Annotated in this window: 14 protein-coding genes; 5 read left to right on the plus strand and 9 right to left on the minus strand. The window is 61.0% G+C overall.

Translation table 11 applies throughout. From position 1 onward, the window contains the following. Positions 1–63: 63 nt before the first annotated feature. The 9 genes from Q0K10_RS02070 to aroE all read right to left on the minus strand — a co-directional run bounded on the left by Q0K10_RS02070 (position 64) and on the right by aroE (position 9,536). The gene (locus tag Q0K10_RS02070) at positions 64–1,677 is read right to left on the minus strand and encodes a hypothetical protein (protein WP_294502500.1); all 1,614 of its coding nucleotides are present in this window, start codon (positions 1,675–1,677) and stop codon (positions 64–66) included. Further along, positions 1,674–2,825 (minus strand): 1-deoxy-D-xylulose-5-phosphate reductoisomerase, encoded by a 1,152-nt coding sequence (gene dxr, locus Q0K10_RS02075; protein WP_294502503.1) that lies wholly within the window; start codon positions 2,823–2,825, stop codon positions 1,674–1,676. The genes Q0K10_RS02070 and dxr overlap by 4 nt, the downstream gene beginning before the upstream one ends. Position 2,826: 1 nt before the next feature. Further along, a complete protein-coding gene (dtd, locus tag Q0K10_RS02080) occupies positions 2,827–3,267 on the minus strand; it encodes a D-aminoacyl-tRNA deacylase (protein WP_294502505.1) in 441 nt (146 codons plus the stop codon). Then, on the minus strand, positions 3,264–3,803 hold the full coding sequence (gene folE, locus Q0K10_RS02085; protein ID WP_294502508.1) for a GTP cyclohydrolase I FolE: 540 nt from the start codon (positions 3,801–3,803) through the stop codon (positions 3,264–3,266). Before folE ends, dtd begins: the two co-directional genes overlap by 4 nt. A 13-nt stretch (positions 3,804–3,816) precedes the next feature. Continuing rightward, positions 3,817–4,446: an SGNH/GDSL hydrolase family protein gene (locus tag Q0K10_RS02090; protein ID WP_294502510.1), complete on the minus strand. Its 630-nt coding sequence runs from the start codon at positions 4,444–4,446 to the stop codon at positions 3,817–3,819. 12 nt (positions 4,447–4,458) lie between these two features. Beyond that, positions 4,459–6,354 carry an SDR family NAD(P)-dependent oxidoreductase gene (locus Q0K10_RS02095; RefSeq protein WP_294502512.1) on the minus strand — a complete coding sequence of 632 codons (1,896 nt, stop codon included), beginning with the start codon at positions 6,352–6,354 and terminating at the stop codon, positions 4,459–4,461. A gap of 102 nt (positions 6,355–6,456) precedes the next feature. Further along, positions 6,457–7,701, minus strand: coding sequence for an L-rhamnose isomerase (locus Q0K10_RS02100; protein ID WP_294502515.1), 1,245 nt, complete (start codon positions 7,699–7,701; stop codon positions 6,457–6,459). Between the two features lie 96 nt (positions 7,702–7,797). Beyond that, positions 7,798–8,697 carry an A24 family peptidase gene (locus tag Q0K10_RS02105; RefSeq protein WP_294502518.1) on the minus strand — a complete coding sequence of 300 codons (900 nt, stop codon included), beginning with the start codon at positions 8,695–8,697 and terminating at the stop codon, positions 7,798–7,800. Continuing rightward, positions 8,691–9,536, minus strand: a complete 846-nt coding sequence (gene aroE / locus Q0K10_RS02110) for a shikimate dehydrogenase (protein WP_294502520.1) — start codon at positions 9,534–9,536, stop codon at positions 8,691–8,693. The genes Q0K10_RS02105 and aroE overlap by 7 nt, the downstream gene beginning before the upstream one ends. A 119-nt stretch (positions 9,537–9,655) precedes the next feature. On the opposite strand from aroE, the gene Q0K10_RS02115 reads away from it, so the two are divergent. From Q0K10_RS02115 to Q0K10_RS02135, 5 genes are read left to right on the plus strand one after another with little or no spacing between them, the layout of a single operon-like run. Continuing rightward, entirely contained in the window at positions 9,656–10,240 is a 585-nt protein-coding gene (locus tag Q0K10_RS02115; protein WP_294502522.1) for a hypothetical protein, read from the plus strand. 40 nt (positions 10,241–10,280) lie between these two features. After that, positions 10,281–10,862 carry a hypothetical protein gene (locus Q0K10_RS02120; protein ID WP_294502525.1) on the plus strand — a complete coding sequence of 194 codons (582 nt, stop codon included), beginning with the start codon at positions 10,281–10,283 and terminating at the stop codon, positions 10,860–10,862. A gap of 19 nt (positions 10,863–10,881) precedes the next feature. Continuing rightward, positions 10,882–12,450 (plus strand): HD domain-containing protein, encoded by a 1,569-nt coding sequence (locus Q0K10_RS02125; RefSeq protein WP_294502527.1) that lies wholly within the window; start codon positions 10,882–10,884, stop codon positions 12,448–12,450. Next, positions 12,447–14,633, plus strand: coding sequence for a polyphosphate kinase 1 (gene ppk1 / locus Q0K10_RS02130; RefSeq protein ID WP_294502530.1), 2,187 nt, complete (start codon positions 12,447–12,449; stop codon positions 14,631–14,633). Before Q0K10_RS02125 ends, ppk1 begins: the two co-directional genes overlap by 4 nt. Further along, positions 14,630–15,100, plus strand: a complete 471-nt coding sequence (locus tag Q0K10_RS02135; RefSeq protein WP_294502532.1) for a GNAT family N-acetyltransferase — start codon at positions 14,630–14,632, stop codon at positions 15,098–15,100. Before ppk1 ends, Q0K10_RS02135 begins: the two co-directional genes overlap by 4 nt. Positions 15,101–15,127 lie beyond the last annotated feature (27 nt).

The following is a 15,127-nucleotide window of genomic DNA, read 5'->3' on the forward strand; positions in this document are numbered from 1 at the left end:
TACTAAAACATATGAATATAGCATAACAGTTTTTTCTGTTTTTTTCAAGTGTTTCAACCGGATTTATTCTCTTTTTCCGGCCGGAACGATGCGGAAAACCGCAGTGGCTCCGGGGATTTTGTTCAGAAAATATTCCCAGTCCAGTTCGCCGGGATCCTCAATCCTCGCCCCCAGCAGATAATACCGATACCGGTTGTTCTCTACGGAGACGGGAGGGCACAGCCACAGGTTCAGTGCGAGGCTGTTTTTGAGCTTCAGGAACATGTTGAACAAAGGAATCGCCTCCTCTTCGGGCAGGGGACGGATGAATGCGATGACCGTATCTCCGGAAGCAGGGGCGCTTCTGAGTTCTTCCAGGCCGTACAGATAGCCGTTCAGCGCGTTGAGACGCACCGGAACTCCCGGCACGTCGATCGAAATTTCCTGTTCCGCTCCGTTTGCCACCGCCCCGTTCAATGCCTGGAGGTTGCTGCGGTTCAGAATCAGCAGTTCTCTGGCCCGCCCGGTGGGCCGCTGCAGAAGTCGACGCCGCTGCTCATGATACGCGTCGGGACAGTTGTTCCAGGCGAGTGGCAGCAGGTCGTTGGCGGGCAGGAGAATCGTGAGTTCCGCCGGCAGCTCCCGGATCTCTTCATGCAGCGCGTACCAGTCCGGGTACGGTTTCTGATAGGCTGCCGCGATCCAGTATAAACCTGCGGCCGCAACAACAAAGAAAATCACCCGCCGCAGCTTCGGGAAGCGCCGCTCCAGCTGTGTACAGCCGTATGCCGCCGCAAGCGCGGTGGCCGCCACCAGCGGCAGATAGGTCCGCTCGGGCCCTCCGTTGAAGAGCAGTGCCGCCGCAGTCAAACACCCCCACACCCACAACACCGGCCAGGAACGATGGAATCCCAGGAGAAACGCCGCAAGCAAAAGCACGAAAAGATAAAACGGAATTCCGGCGAGCATCTGCCCTGTGAAAAAGGTGAAGAATTCCGCGAGCGACCCAATCGTGATACCCCACTCCTGGTTTGCCGCATAATTCTCCAGATTCATCCACACCCAGGCCAGGCTGAAAATTCCGCCTGCGGCGAGCGCCGCCAATCCCGGCAGATACCTCTTCCAGTGCTCCCGGCAGCGGTATACGCTGACGCAGCCGATCGCGCCGAGATAGAATGCGGAGGTCGGCAGAGTCAGCATCGAACCGATCGACCCGAGCAGAATTCCGATGACGCCCGGAACCGGATGGCGTCGCACCGTGACAAGCCCGGCGGTGAACAGCAGCAGCAGACACAGTTGCAGCGAGTAGCCGCGCGCCTGCTGCGAATAGAACACCGCTCCAGGAAGAACCGCGAGGAAAAACATCGCCCACAGTGCCGCGCTCCGCCGTTTCCACAATCCAAACGTCGCAATGCCCGCCAGCGGAACGGCCAGAATCCCCGCTGCCAGGGCCGGCAGCCGAATCCATTGCGGCGCCATTCCCGGGACGTAGATCCATTTGATGAAGAGAGAGTTCAGCGGGTGGTTGTTCGGCAGCGCCAGTTCCGTAAAGATCCGGGAGAACGGTCCTGAGGCATAATTTTCAAACGTCCAGATCTCATCGTATTCCAGTGCGTCCCCGAGCCGGAACAGACGCAGAACAATCGCCAGAAGCACGATTCCCGCAGATGCGAGATAAAACCGGCATTTGCGGTTCATCCCTTCACTCCTTCCGCATACCGGCGCGCCCACGAGTCCGCCGCCCGGATGACGGTCAGATCGCTCTGCGGCCGCGTTTCGTGGGCGGCCATGGTCTTTTCGATGATCTTCCAGATCGCGGGGAAGGGGATCTCGCCGCGGCGGAACCGGTCGACCGCGACCTCGTTGGCCGCATTCATCACGCCGGGCAGCGTGCCGCCGCGCTCCATCGCTTCGCGGGCGAATTCGAGCGCGGGATATTTTCCCGGCTCCGGCAGCTGCAGATCGAGCGACAACCGCGCGGCGAAATCGAGCTCCGGCAGATCCGTCGCCGCCCGTTCGGGATACGTCAGCGCATACGTGATCGCAAACCGCATGTCGGGTCTCGAAAGCTGGGCGATAAGGCTCGAATCGGCAAGTTCCACGAGGGAGTGAATGACCGACTGCGGGTGGATCAGCACTCTGATCTGCTCCGGCCGGACCCCGAACAGGTGACGGGCCTCGACCATTTCAAGTGCCTTGTTCATCATCGAAGCGGAGTCGATCGTGACTTTCGCCCCCATGTTCCAGGTCGGATGAGCGAGCGCGTCCTCGATGGTTGCCGCGGCGATCTCCGCACGCGTCCACTCCCGGAACGCACCGCCGGAGGCGGTCAGATAGAGATTTTTGATCTCCCCCGGCCGCCGCCCCGCGAGGCACTGGAAAATCGCCGAGTGTTCGCTGTCGACCGGGATGATTTCACTTTCGGGATGGGCGGCAAGTTCACGGTTGATGATCTCTCCGGCCAGAACCAGCACCTCCTTGCTTGCGAGCGCGATCCGTTTCCCCGCCCGGATCGCCGCAATGACCGGTTCGAGCCCGGCGGTTCCGACGATTGCGCAGAGCACGATGTCGGTTTCCGGCGACGTGACCAGTTCCAGCACCTTTTCCATTCCGCCCGCGCTCCGGCAATCGGGGGGAAGGCGGTTTGCCAGTTCCCGTTCCCTGGCCGGATCCGCGGTGACGGTCCATGCCGGATGAAACTGCATCGCCTGGACTGCAAGTTCTTCGAGATTGTTTCGGGCGACCAGCCCCACCACCCGGAAACGGTCCGGCAGCGCCGCCAGTGCCGACCGCGCGCTTTTCCCGATGGAGCCTGTCGCTCCGAGTACCACCACCCCTTTGCTCATACTATCGTGACTCCACCATGATTGTCACCGGGCCGTCATTCACGAGGGAGAGTTTCATCTCCGCACCGAATTGCCCGGTTGCGACCCGCACCCCGTAGCTGCGGCACAGTTCGATGAAGGTTTCATACAGCGGATTGGCCTGTTCCGGGCGGGCCGCTTCCGTGAACGAAGGCCGCCGTCCGTGCGAGGCGTCGCCGTAGAGCGTGAACTGCGATACGACCAGCGCCTCGCCGCCGATGTCGAGCAGCGAACGGTTCATCTTGCCCGCTTCGTCCTCGAAGATGCGCAGATTCATGCACTTCTCCGCGACGAATGCCGCCTCTTTTTCCGTGTCGGAATGCGTGATCCCGAGCAGGATGACCAACCCCGGACCGATTTCGCCGATCCGTTCGCCCGCGACTTCGACGCTGCCGCGGGCCGCCCTCTGTACCAGTGCCCTCATCGGATCAGGCGCGTGAATTCGTTGCGGGTCGCAAGTTCGCGCCGGAACGACCCGACCATGGAACTTGTCGTCATGACCGAGTGCTGCTTCTCAACACCGCGCATCTGCATGCAGAGGTGCTGCGCCTCCATGACCACGCCGACCCCCTGGGCGCCGAGAATGCTCAGCAACGCCTCCGAGATCTGTTTCGTGAGCCGCTCCTGCACCTGAAGCCGCCGCGCGAACATGTCCACAATGCGCGCGACTTTGCTCACTCCGATGATCTTGCCGTTCGGAATGTAGCCGACGTGACATTTCCCGAAAAACGGCAGCATGTGGTGTTCGCAGAGACTGAAAAATTCAATGTCGCGCACGATGACCATATCGTCGGACTCCGCCTCGAACAAAGCGCCGTTCACCACCTTTTCGAGCGTTTGCGTATAACCGCGGGTGAGGTAGCGGAGGCTCTTTTCCACACGGGCGGGAGTGTCGATCAGCCCCTCGCGTGTCGGGTCTTCCCCCATCTCCACAAGGAGATCGTGAATCTGCTGCTTCATGATGCCTCCCGGGTTACAGCACGCAGGCTGCGGCCTTGAGCCACGCGTCGGCCATGATCTGGTGGCCGCACGGGGTCGGGTGAACGCCGTCTCCGAGAATCTTCGCCGGATCTCCCGCTTTCGCCGCCGCCTCCGAGAGGACGCTCTGGAACGGAACGAATACGGTTTCATACTCTTCGGCAAGAGCTTTGACGACTTTGCGCCGCTCATTGATCTCGACGACCCAGGCCGGAGCCACCACGCCGGTCTCCAGCACGAACGGCTCGCACAGCACGAGCGAGCACTTCGGAAGTTTTTCAAGCGTCCAGTCGATCAGCTTCCGATAAAATTCCGCGTAGCGGGGGATTTCCACGCCGTTTCCGCTGGCAAATTCATGCCAGGTGTCGTTTACGCCGATCAGGATCGACAGCACGTCCGGATTCAAATTCAGCGTGTCGATTTTCCAGCGCGCATAAAGATCCACCACCCGGTTTCCGCTGATGCCGCGGTTGATGACCACCGGTTCGGCGCCGAGATGGTCCGCCTGCAGCCGCGCCGAGATGAAGAACGGATAACCCATGCCGAGACTCGTCGACGGATCCTGGCTGCATGTGCGGCCGCAGTCCGTGATCGAATCTCCCTGAAACAGAATCGTTTTGCTCATATTTCCTCTTGTTTAGTTCAACATGACCTGGCCGCCCGTGACCGGGATCGCCTGGCCGGTTTCGTAAGATTGGCAGACCGCGTAGACGATCGCTTTTGCCACGTCCGAGGGGTAGCAGCCGCGGTGCATCGGGATCTGTTTTTCGTAATGAAGTTTCACGTCCGCAACGGTTTTGGCGCCCGGAACCTTGCCGCTGTTCAGGTACTGCACGAAAAGTCCCCTGGTCGGATCCGACCAGAGCGGCCCGTCGAAGAAGTTCCCCGGGCAGACGCTGTTGACCTTGATCCGGTCGGTCACAAGTTCGAGCGCAAAGCTCTGCGTGAGCCCCACCGTGCCGAATTTGCTGCCCGCGTAGGCGCCGTTCCGGTTGCTCCCGACAAGTCCGCTCTTGGAGTTGACCTGCACGATGTCGGTCCACGCCGCGCAGCAGCGGTTCTGCCGCGCCATGACGGCGGAAACATGCTTGACGCAGAGAAAGTAGCCCGTGTAGTTCACGCTGGTGACGAACTCCCAGTCGCGCTTCTCGAAACTCTTGACCGAACCGGCCTTGAGTACACCGGCGTTCGCAACGAAGAGGTCGATCCCCCCGCATGTGAGCACGACCGAGCGGACCATCGCTTCGACCGATGATTCGTCCGCGATGTTGACCGCGACCGCGCAAGCGCCGCCCGGCGCCTTGAGTCTTGCCGCGGCGGACTGCGCTCCAGCCGCATTCAGGTCGGCGATGACAACCGTCGCCCCTTCGGCGGCAAGCTCTTCGGCGATTCCATAGCCGAATCCCTGCGCACCGCCGGTCACGACCGCGACTTTGCCGGAGAGCCTCACGCTCGCGCCGCCGGCGACCTTCTTCCGGTAGGATTCCGCCTCCCAGTTTTCGATGAAGCCGCGCCCCGCGTCGGAGAGCGTCCGCGGTCCGCCGAACGCCGCCGTGAGCTGCTGAACGAGCGCTCCGTCCTGCGCAAGCAATGCGACGGTTTCGGCGCCTCTGCCGGTCGCCCCGGCGCAGAACACCGCCTTGCCGGGGACTTCCACCACGAACGGTTTGTAACCGTATTTCTGTTCAAATGCGAGAATCTCCGCTTCGGTCGGATCGTCGGAGATCAGCGAATAGGATTTCGCATAGACAATGTGATCGGGCGTGAATGCGCCGCGTGCCGTGCGGAAGGGGGCCAGGGTTTTCACCGTCTTCGGCGTCTTGCCGTCCCCGAGCCAGCCGCGCAGTTTCGGCGCGAGTTCAAAGGCGAAATCCTCGTCGAGTTTTCCGGTTTCCGGCACGGTTGCGATGCCCGCTTTCTCGTAGACGGTGCGCAGCGTGGACATGATCCGGCTGTAGGCGTTGTCGATCTCTTCAGCGGAATTTCCGCCGACGAAAACGCCGTGGTTCTGCAGAAAGATCATCGATGCGGGCCGCCCGTGAGCGGCTTCGTATTTCACACTCGCATCATGGACGGTTTTCGCGAGCGTGAAACCGGGATCGGTCTCCGGAATCCAGAGCGCCTCCGGAAAGAGTTTCGCACATTCGGCCGGCCCGTTCTGCGAGCAGGTCAGCCCGTTGACCGCCGCCGGATGCAGATGCACGATGTAGGTGAACGGCATGAGTTCGTGCAGCGGCGCTTCCACCGAGGGACGGCGCGCGGCATTCCCCGTCACGGCGAAGGCCATGAGCTTCGTCACCATCGCTTCCCGTTCGGATGCGTCGGCGTATTCCGGCAGGGAAAAGACCCGGCGGATCACTTCGCGCTCCATCTTTACGAAATCGGACTCCGTGATGTCGGCCAGTGCGACTCCGCTGGGCTTGACATAGAGGAATTTTTCATCTTTGCAGGAGGTGTTCCCGCCTCCCGCAAGAACATAGGAGGGGTCGGCGCCGTAGCGGTTCGAGAGTTCGCGGATGATCGCAAGTGACATGATGAATCTCTTCCCTTTCTCTTCCCTGGAGGATGTTTCCGGTTTAAACGAACAAAGGCTCCCGAATTTTTCCGGGAGCCGCGCGGGCCCTGTCTGCCGGGCTTATCCGCGTTTGGCGAGGACCTCTTTCTCGTAGGCTTTCGCCTCGTCGATCCAGCAGGAGCCGGGGACGTCGTGGCGGCGGCAGTACTCTTCCCAGACTGCACCGAACGGAAGGGTTTTCGCCTCCTCCATCCAGGCGAGGCGGCTGCTCTTGTCGCCGGACTTCTCCGCCTTGCGGATGAGAGCGGCCGGTTCGGTCAGAGCCATCAAAAGCGCCTTGTACATGTTGCGCGCGCCGATCGTCCAGGCCATGACGCGGTTGATCGAGGCGTCGAAGTAGTCCAGCCCGATGTGGACGCGCTTGTCGTAGTTGTGGCGGACGATCTCCTCGGCGATCGCACGGAGTTCCTCCGTCATCGTGACGACGTGGTCGCTGTCCCAGCGGACGCCGCGGCTCACATGCAGCAGAATCTCGTCGAGGAACATCAGCGTGCTCGTGATCTTGTCGGAGATCACTTCGGTCGGATGGAAGTGGCCCGCGTCGAGGCAGAGCAGTTTGCCGTTCTTCATCGCGTAACCCATGTAGAATTCGTGCGACCCGACCGTGCAGCTTTCGGCGCCGATGCCGAAGAGCTTGCACTCAACCGCATCACGGTTGTAGCGCGGATTGCATGGAGACGCGAAGATCTTGTCGAGCGAATCGGCCAGCCGCTCGCGCGGGGAGAGCCGGTCGAACGGGGTGTCCTTGAAGCCGTCCGGCACCCAGAAGTTCGTGATGCATGTGTTGCGCAGTTTTTTGCCGAAGCTCTCCGCGATCGTACGGCAGGCGATGCCGTGTTCGACCCAGAACCGCCGGACGCCCGCGTCGGGGCTCGAAAGGGTCAGTCCGTCCCGCATCATCGGATGCGAGAAGTAGGAGGGGTTGAAGTCAAGCCCGAGATCGTGCTCTTTCGCCCAGTCGACCCAGCGTGCGAAGTGTTTCGGCTCGATTTCGTTGCGCTTGACCGGCCTGCCGTCGGTTTCCGCGTAGATCGCATGGAGATTCAGCCGCTTTTTTCCGGGGAGGAAGGAGAGCACCTTTTCGATGTCGGCGCGCAGTTCGTCGGCGTTCCGGGCGCGTCCCGGATAGTTGCCGGTCACGGCGATGCCGCCGTCGAGCGCGTCGCTGTTTTCAAATCCTGCAACATCGTCGCCCTGCCAGCAGTGAAGGCTCACCGGAATCTGGTCGAGCCGCTTGAATGCCGCTTCGACATCCACACCGAGATCTTCGTAAACTTTCTTCGCCGCATCAAACATGGAAGCCATCTTCTTACTCCTTAGGTTGCATTCACTCTGATTGACGATCCATTTTTCTGGTAATATAGCACTCCGCTGAGAGAGTGCAAGCCCCGAATCGGGTTTTTACACTTCCCGGCCGGCGAAAAACGCGAGATACCAGCGCAGCAGTCTCTCCCCCGAGAACATCCAGATCAGGCTGCCGAACGCGAGAAACGGCCCGAGCGGAACCGTCGTGCGGGCGAGTTTTTTTCCGCCGCGGAGCGCGCAGGCGACCCCGTAAATCGAGCCGAGCAGACTGCCCGCCAGCACCGAAAAGAACGCTCCGGGCAATCCGAGCAGAATTCCGGCCGCGGCAGTGTACTTGACATCCCCCCATCCGAGCACCTCCCGCTTTGCAACTGCGCGCCCGACGATGGCGAAAAGTGCGAGAAGTCCGCCCGCAACCGCTCCCGAGCCGAGAGCGAATCCCGCAGCGAGAAAGCGGTTTTCCACGCCCCAGATCGACGGGAACGCCGCCGAAGCCGCGACGCCGAACAGCATCGCCGGGAAGGTCGTCGCATCCGGAATGAGCCGGTGTTCGAAATCGATCCAGATCGTTGTGATGCAGAGCAGCGTCATCGCAAAATACGCCATCACCGTCGCGGGCGGCTGCCGGAAGGCGCCGACTTTCACGACGAGCAGTGCGAAGAGCAGACCGGTCAGCGTTTCAACGATCACGTAGCGCGGCGAAATCGGCGCCTTGCAGCTGCGGCAGCGGCCCCGCAGCACGAGATAACTTGCGATCGGAATGTTGTCGTACCAGTGGATCGGCGTGCCGCACTTCGTGCAGTGCGACGGCGCGGTCACGATCGATTCCCCGAGCGGCATCCGCCAGATGCAGACGTTGAGGAAACTCCCGAGACAGCTTCCGAGCAGAAAACTTGCGAGCAGAAAGAACCCGATCACGAATTCGTCGCCGAATCCCGCGCGCGTCCACCAGTAGTAATTCGCCTGATCGGTCAGGCGCAGAAGTCCGTTCAACATGATGGTTTCCCCTCCATCCCGGCGCGCATCTCTTCGATCGGGGCGGGCAGTCCGGTCCAGATTTCAAACGACTTCGCCCCCTGATAGAGCAGCATCGCGCTGCCGCCCGCGGCGGGAAGTCCGAGCTCTTTCGCGCGTTTGAGCAGCGGCGTGTCGAGGTAGATCGTGTCGAACACCGCGAGTTTCAGGTCGGGCGTAAGCAGTTCGAGGTCGAACGGCGGCGGATCCGCAAACTTCAGCCCGAGACTCGTGGCCTGGATGAGAAAGTTCGTCCGGGCGAACCAGTCTGAGAGCGTCCCGTTGTCGCGGGGGGAGGCGGTGTCGAGTTCGAGCGAGGGGAAGCATTTGCTCAGTTTTTCAGCGAGCTCCTCCGCCTTTTCGATGGTTCGGTTCGCGATACGGATCGTTTTTGCGCCGCGTCGCGCGAGGTGGAACGCCGTCGCATGAGCCGCGCCGCCGCAGCCGATGAAACAGAATTCCGCTCCTTCAACATCTTTTCCGAAATTTTCCCGGAGCGCCGTTTCGAGACCGTAACCGTCGGTGCTGGTTCCGGAGAGGCGGCCGTTTTCATCGACCGTGACGGTGTTCACGCTCTGCGCGGCAAGCGCGTCGGGATCGACTTCGTCGAGAAACGGGATGATCGCCGCCTTGTGAGGCACGGTGCAGTTGAAGCCGGCGAGCTGCCGCTTTGCGAATTCGACAAAGTCGCCGAGTTCGGCCGGGCGCACATGATATTTCACATAGGGGGAGCCGAGGTGGTGGAATTCGAATGCGGCGTTCTGCATCCCGGGGGAGCGGCTGTGTTCAACGGGATCGCCGATGACTGCATAGTTTCTCATGAAAAATTTACCGTTCAAACTGGAATTTTGTTCAATCCGGCGTTAATATACATGGTGTCAATGGTTATGGCAACAGCGAAAAACAAAAAATCGAATTGAAACCGGAGAAAACAGCGGAAATGAAGAAAAATCTGGCGGCGGCATGCGCCTTCGCGCTTTTCATTCTGGCAGCGGGAACCGGCTGCGAGGCGTTCAAGGAGGCGTGGGAGGAGGCGGTCACCTACGAGGATACCCCGGAGGAGGTCGAGGCGGAGGAGGCCGAGTCTCAGCAGAAAAAGTATGAACTTTCTCTGCATGCGATCGTAAAATATCCGCGGGCGACGGAGAACGAACAGGATATCCCGACGCTCGACGGGAAAACCATCTGGATTCGGAAGAACCAGCTTTTCAGCAGCAAGAACATCAAGCGGGTCAAGGCCGTTCCGCGTCCCGGCAACCCCGATCTCTACGATCTCGAGATCAAGGTCGACCGGTTTGGACGGCTGCAGTGGCAGCTGCTTTCGGGAAATCATGCGGGAGAACCGGTCGCGCTGATTGTGGACGGGACCTATTTCGTGAGTTTCTATCCGGAGCAGCCGGAGAACGACTCGACTTACTGGATCTTTCTGCGGGTCGGTCTCGATCCGGTTACGGCGCGCGGCATTGCCCGTAATGCGAAGAAAAACTATGAAATTATGAATCCGGGTGCATTCAGTCTGTTCTGAGCCCGGCGCATCCGGGGAATGAGGAGGAGTTGAAGAGACGATGAAAAGAAAAAAAATCGCGTTGTGGGCGGGGGCTCTGTCCATTGCGGTGCTGTTTTCCGGCTGCGAAGCCATTCAGGAGGCGTGGGAGGAGGCGATGGATCCCGACGCCGAAATCACCGACAACCCGAACAGCACGGAGTACAGGCGCAAATACGTCATTCATGTGAATTCGATCGTCCGCCATCCGAGCCGTTCTGGTGAGCTTGAACGGGAGATCCCGACGCTCGACGGCGGGACGGTCTGGATCAACACGAATCAGCTCTTCAGCAGCAAGAACATTCAGGACGCCCGGGTGGTTTCCCGTCCCGGCGACCCGGATCTTTTCGATCTGCAGTTTCTGGTCGACCGGTTCGGAAAGCTGCAGTGGCAGATGCTCACGGGAAATTTCGGCTCGGAGCAGGTTGCGCTCGTGGTGGACGGCGTCTACTTCGCAAGTTTCTATCCCGAGCCGCAGATGGATGGCGCGGGCGACTGGGTCACGCTGCGGGTCGGGCTGAACGCTGTGACCGCGCGCGGCATCGCGCGCAACGCGAAGAAGAACTACATCAATCTGAATCCCGACGTGATGCACTGGTTCTGACGGAGAAGGAGTTTCGCTGATGGGCAGAAAGAACGGTTATCCCTACCAGGCCGGTGTGATCGACGTCGGCGCGCATTCGACGCGGCTCGATCTTTTTGAGGTGGCTTCGGGGGGGCGGATCACGCTTCTGGAGAGCCTTTCCAGAACGGTGAATCTCGGGTACGACGTTTTCCGGCACGGTTCGGTTTCGCCGGAGAATCTGTCGGCGCTCGGAACGGTCATGGCGGATTTCTCCCGGAAACTCGCCGAATACCGGGTGCGGAGCTGCCGGGTCGTGGCGACTTCGGCTGTGCGCGAGGCGTTCAATCGGGAACTGGTCATCAACCGGATTCGCAGCGTCTCGAATCTTTCTCTGGAAATCCTTGAGAGTCAGGAGGAAACCAGAATCTGTTTTCTTTCCATGCGTGAGGCGCTGCGCCGGACGCTGCCGTTCGACGAGCTCGCGGGACTCTGCCTTATCGTCGGCACCGGTTCGCTGCTGGTGAGCTGGTTCGACGGAGGGCTCATGCGTTTTTCGGAGGCAGTTCCGCTCGGGACGAGCCGTCTGGTCGATGCGTTCGGACGCTCCTCGTTCTCAATCGAGCAGATTCTTGAAACGCTCCGGTCGCAGGACATCCGCCAGCGGCTGCGCGAAACTGTGGGATTGGATCCTGCGCGGCCGGTGACGCTCGTGGCGATGGGGGCTTCGGTTCGGATGCTCACCGGCGGCTTCGCCGGCGAGAGCCCCGAGGGCGGTGAGGATGAGGTGTTGAAACTTTCCTGTGACGATCTCGCCGCCGCTGTCAAGCGGGCGGTCGCCGCGGACCCGGCGGCGCTGGCTGCCGAATACAAGATTCCGGAGAGTTCCGCAGCGGGCGTGTCGGCATGCGCGGCGATTCTCGGATATTTCCTTGAGGAGTTCAACTGTGAAATGTTTCTCTGCCCCGGGGCAACGACCCGCACTGCGCTGATTCAGGATCTGGTCCGCCGCAGCCGGAAAGGGGAGAAGGATCCGTTTCACGACGATCTCGTCGCTGTCTGCGGCGCGGTCGGGCGCAAATACGGATACGACGCGCAGCACGCGGCCAACGTGGCGGGGATCGCTGCGGCGCTGTTCGAAAAGCTGCGGAGAAATTTTGAATTTGCCCCGCGTGCGGCGGTGCTGCTTGAGGTCGCCGCGTTTCTGCATGACATCGGGCGGTTCGTCGATACGCGCCAGCACCACAAACACTCGTGCTACCTCATCAGCAACCTGCAGCTGCCGGGGATGAGCGATACGGAGCTGCGGGTGGTGGCGGCTGTGGCGCGCTACCATCGCAAATCCGGCCCGAAGGAGTCGCATCCGGAGTACATGCTTCTCTCCGCCGAGGACAAGGTTACGGTGTTGAAACTTGCGGCGATTCTGCGCGTGGCCGATGCGCTCGACTGCACCCGGCAGGGGCGTTTTCGGCGGATGAAACTTATTCTGCGCGGACACACGCTGGTCATTCAGGTGCCGGCTTCGGGGAGTTTTCGCCAGGAGCGGCTCTATCTCGAACTCAAAGGGGGGATGTTCAACGAGGTGTTCGGCCTTGAGCTGAAGATTGAGGAGGTTCCGTTTGCATCATGACGAAGAAGAAGGAAACAGAGTTCAACGACAGCGAGCTTTTCATCAGCCGCGAGCTTTCGTGGATGGATTTCAACGCGCGGGTTCTTGACGAAGCGGAGTGTGTTGCCAATCCCGTGCTGGAGCGGTTGAAGTTCATTGCGATTTTCAGCAGCAACCTCGACGAGTTTTTCATGGTGCGCATCGCGGGGCTGCGCCAGCTTGTGAAGATGGGCAAGGAACTGCCGGACCCGGCGGGAAACCGCCCGTCCGACCAGCTCCGGAAGTTGCGCAAGAAACTTGAAAAACTGCTGCGCCGCCAGCACGACTGTCTGACGGACGAAATTCTCCCGGAACTTGCGAGACACGGGGTGCGGCTGGTTACGCCGGCCGGGATCGCTCCGGCGGTGCGCGGGGAGTTGTCGAGTTACTTCCGGGCGCAGGTTCTGCCCGTTCTGACGCCGCTGGCGGTCGATTCGGCGCATCCGTTCCCGATTCTGAACTCCGGTTCGATTGAGATCGCGGTGAGCATGCGTCCGGCGGGGCGGGACGAACTGGTCTACGCGTTTGTGGAGGTCCCGGAGTTGCTGCCGCGGTTCGTGGAGGTGCGCGACGGACAGCCGGGACGCGCATTTATGCTGCTTGAGGATCTGATTATGGACAACCTCGGGACGCTCTTCACGGGCTGTGAAATCGAAGAGTTTTTCCCGTTCCGCATCACAAGGGACATGGATTTTTCGGTCGAGGACAGCGACGCCGAAGATCTCATGCAGAGCATCGAGAAGAATCTGCTTCAGCGTCGCCACCGCGAACCGATCCGGATCGAACTCATCGCCGGCAGCCGCGGGCCGCTTGTGAAGTGGCTGGCCAGGGAGTTCCGTCTCGACGAGCAGTTCTGGTATTTCGTGCGCGGTCCGCTGCATTTGAAACAGTTTTTTGAACTGGTCGGCAAGGCACATCTGCCGGAATTGCTCGAACCGGCATGGCCTCCGGTGATGCCGTCGGCATTCTCCGGGGAACAGACGGTGTTCGAGACGATCTCCGCACACGGCAGCGTGCTGGTCGCGCCGCCGTACCACTCGTTTGCGCCGATCATCCGGTTTCTGGAGGAAGCGGCGGAGGATCCGGATGTGCTTGCGATCAAGCAGACGCTCTATCGCGTGAGCGGCAACTCCCCCGTGGTGCGAGCCCTGCAGCGTGCGGCCGAGAACGGCAAGCAGGTGACGGTCGTGGTCGAGCTCAAGGCGCGTTTCGACGAGGGGAACAACATCGTCTGGGCGCGGCTGCTGGAGGAGTCCGGCGCACATGTGGTCTACGGAGTGGCGGGGCTGAAGGTTCACTGCAAGGCGCTGCTGGTGGTACGGCGTGAAGAGGGGGCGATCCGTCGCTACGTGCATCTCGCGACCGGAAACTACAACGACAAGACCGCGGCGATCTATACCGACATGGGAATCATGTCGTGCGATCCGGATCTCTGTTTCGACGTGGCGAACCTCTTCAACGTGCTGACCGGCTACTCGTCGCCTCCGGCGGCGTGGCGCAAGATCGCGGCTTCTCCTTTCGACATGCGCCGCCGGGTTTCCGCACTGATCGAGCGGGAGATCGAACACTCCACGCCCGATCATCCGGGGCGGATCATCGCGAAGATGAACAGCCTGTCGGACGAGAAGATCATCCGGCTGCTGCACCGCGCGGCCGACGCGGGGGTCGAGATCGACCTCATCGTGCGCGGAATCTGCGGCTACAAGCCGAAGCCGGGGCAGGAGAATGCGCGGGTCATGAGCATTGTGGACCGTTATCTGGAACACACGCGGCTCTTCTACTTCGGCAACGGCGGGGATCCGGAGTACTATCTTGCGAGTGCGGACTGGATGTACCGGAATCTCGACCGCCGGGTCGAACTTCTGTTCCCGGTCGAGGATGAGCGGATCCGTGAAATCTGCCTGCGGCTGCTGCACTTTCAGCTCGCTGATACCGACAAGGGGAGACGGCTGCTCGGCTCGGGCGTTTACACCAGGCCGAAGGTCGATCACTATTCCGGTGCGCGCAGCCAGTACAACAGCTACCGTTATTTGAAGGAGCTTGCCGAGCGCGAAAAGCTGCGGACGACGGGCGAGGCGCTGAAGGTCTACACGAGCCCCGACCGCCCGGTTCCGAGTTTCAGCGACCTCTCCGGCGATGAACCCGGGGAGACGGAGGAGGAATGAGCGCCGTCCCGACGATCCGTCCGTTCCGTCCCGGCGACGAAACCGGCGCGGCGATGGTTGCGGCGGCCTGCTTTGAAGATTCGATGCGTCCGTTCTACACGGAGGAGGGGGCGCGTAATTTTGCGGCATACATTTATCCGGAGGCGATCGCGCGGCGACAGAGCCGGGAGCATCTGATGTTCGTTGCTCTGCTCGACGGGGAGATCATCGGCCTGATTGAGCTCGAAGGGTTCCGGCACATTTCGATGCTCTTCGTCTCGCCGGAGTTTCAGCAGTGCGGCATAGCGTCGCGGCTGCTCGAGCGGGCGCTGCGGTTTGCGAAAAAAGCGTCGCCCGGGCTTGCGGAGATCACGGTGTACTCTTCTCCGGGGGCGGTCGGGGCGTACCGGGCGTGGGGGTTCGTCGAGAGCGCGCCCGCATGCGAGGCGTCCGGTGTCCGTTATACACCGATGAAGCTGGTTTTGTGAACGTTTTCGAGCGGAGAAATTCCGACA

Origin of the sequence: uncultured Victivallis sp., from assembly GCF_944391105.1 — a bacterium.
Taxonomy (GTDB): domain Bacteria; phylum Verrucomicrobiota; class Lentisphaeria; order Victivallales; family Victivallaceae; genus Victivallis.

Excerpts from the sequence above, each read along its gene's own strand:
- aroE (WP_294502520.1), bottom strand. The coding sequence starts at position 9,536 with ATGAGAAACTATGCAGTCATCGGCGATCCCGTTGAACACAGCCGCTCC.
- Q0K10_RS02070 (WP_294502500.1), bottom strand. The coding sequence starts at position 1,677 with ATGAACCGCAAATGCCGGTTTTATCTCGCATCTGCGGGAATCGTGCTT.
- folE (WP_294502508.1), bottom strand. The coding sequence starts at position 3,803 with ATGAAGCAGCAGATTCACGATCTCCTTGTGGAGATGGGGGAAGACCCG.
- Q0K10_RS02100 (WP_294502515.1), bottom strand. The coding sequence starts at position 7,701 with ATGGCTTCCATGTTTGATGCGGCGAAGAAAGTTTACGAAGATCTCGGT.
- Q0K10_RS02135 (WP_294502532.1), top strand. The coding sequence starts at position 14,630 with ATGAGCGCCGTCCCGACGATCCGTCCGTTCCGTCCCGGCGACGAAACC.
- Q0K10_RS02115 (WP_294502522.1), top strand. The coding sequence starts at position 9,656 with ATGAAGAAAAATCTGGCGGCGGCATGCGCCTTCGCGCTTTTCATTCTG.
- Q0K10_RS02125 (WP_294502527.1), top strand. The coding sequence starts at position 10,882 with ATGGGCAGAAAGAACGGTTATCCCTACCAGGCCGGTGTGATCGACGTC.
- dtd (WP_294502505.1), bottom strand. The coding sequence starts at position 3,267 with ATGAGGGCACTGGTACAGAGGGCGGCCCGCGGCAGCGTCGAAGTCGCG.
- ppk1 (WP_294502530.1), top strand. The coding sequence starts at position 12,447 with ATGACGAAGAAGAAGGAAACAGAGTTCAACGACAGCGAGCTTTTCATC.
- dxr (WP_294502503.1), bottom strand. The coding sequence starts at position 2,825 with ATGAGCAAAGGGGTGGTGGTACTCGGAGCGACAGGCTCCATCGGGAAA.
- Q0K10_RS02090 (WP_294502510.1), bottom strand. The coding sequence starts at position 4,446 with ATGAGCAAAACGATTCTGTTTCAGGGAGATTCGATCACGGACTGCGGC.
- Q0K10_RS02105 (WP_294502518.1), bottom strand. The coding sequence starts at position 8,697 with ATGTTGAACGGACTTCTGCGCCTGACCGATCAGGCGAATTACTACTGG.
- Q0K10_RS02120 (WP_294502525.1), top strand. The coding sequence starts at position 10,281 with ATGAAAAGAAAAAAAATCGCGTTGTGGGCGGGGGCTCTGTCCATTGCG.
- Q0K10_RS02095 (WP_294502512.1), bottom strand. The coding sequence starts at position 6,354 with ATGTCACTTGCGATCATCCGCGAACTCTCGAACCGCTACGGCGCCGAC.